This is a genomic window from Janthinobacterium sp. GW460-12-1-14-LB5, assembly GCF_059423585.1.
The window spans coordinates 1-877 of sequence record NZ_JBWKYD010000070.1; the positions used below are offsets into that span (position 1 = coordinate 1).

The 877-nt window shown below is 52.0% G+C and carries 1 rRNA gene; it reads left to right on the plus strand.

The window, feature by feature from the left end:
* A 16S ribosomal RNA gene (locus AC07X6_RS28555) occupies window positions 1-877 on the plus strand; the annotation flags it as partial.

The following is an 877-nucleotide window of genomic DNA, read 5'->3' on the forward strand; positions in this document are numbered from 1 at the left end:
GAGTGGGGGATAACGTAGCGAAAGTTACGCTAATACCGCATACGATCTAAGGATGAAAGTGGGGGATCGCAAGACCTCATGCTCGTGGAGCGGCCGATATCTGATTAGCTAGTTGGTAGGGTAAAAGCCTACCAAGGCATCGATCAGTAGCTGGTCTGAGAGGACGACCAGCCACACTGGAACTGAGACACGGTCCAGACTCCTACGGGAGGCAGCAGTGGGGAATTTTGGACAATGGGCGAAAGCCTGATCCAGCAATGCCGCGTGAGTGAAGAAGGCCTTCGGGTTGTAAAGCTCTTTTGTCAGGGAAGAAACGGTGAGAGCTAATATCTCTTGCTAATGACGGTACCTGAAGAATAAGCACCGGCTAACTACGTGCCAGCAGCCGCGGTAATACGTAGGGTGCAAGCGTTAATCGGAATTACTGGGCGTAAAGCGTGCGCAGGCGGTTTTGTAAGTCTGATGTGAAATCCCCGGGCTCAACCTGGGAATTGCATTGGAGACTGCAAGGCTAGAATCTGGCAGAGGGGGGTAGAATTCCACGTGTAGCAGTGAAATGCGTAGATATGTGGAGGAACACCGATGGCGAAGGCAGCCCCCTGGGTCAAGATTGACGCTCATGCACGAAAGCGTGGGGAGCAAACAGGATTAGATACCCTGGTAGTCCACGCCCTAAACGATGTCTACTAGTTGTCGGGTCTTAATTGACTTGGTAACGCAGCTAACGCGTGAAGTAGACCGCCTGGGGAGTACGGTCGCAAGATTAAAACTCAAAGGAATTGACGGGGACCCGCACAAGCGGTGGATGATGTGGATTAATTCGATGCAACGCGAAAAACCTTACCTACCCTTGACATGGCTGGAATCCCCGAGAGAT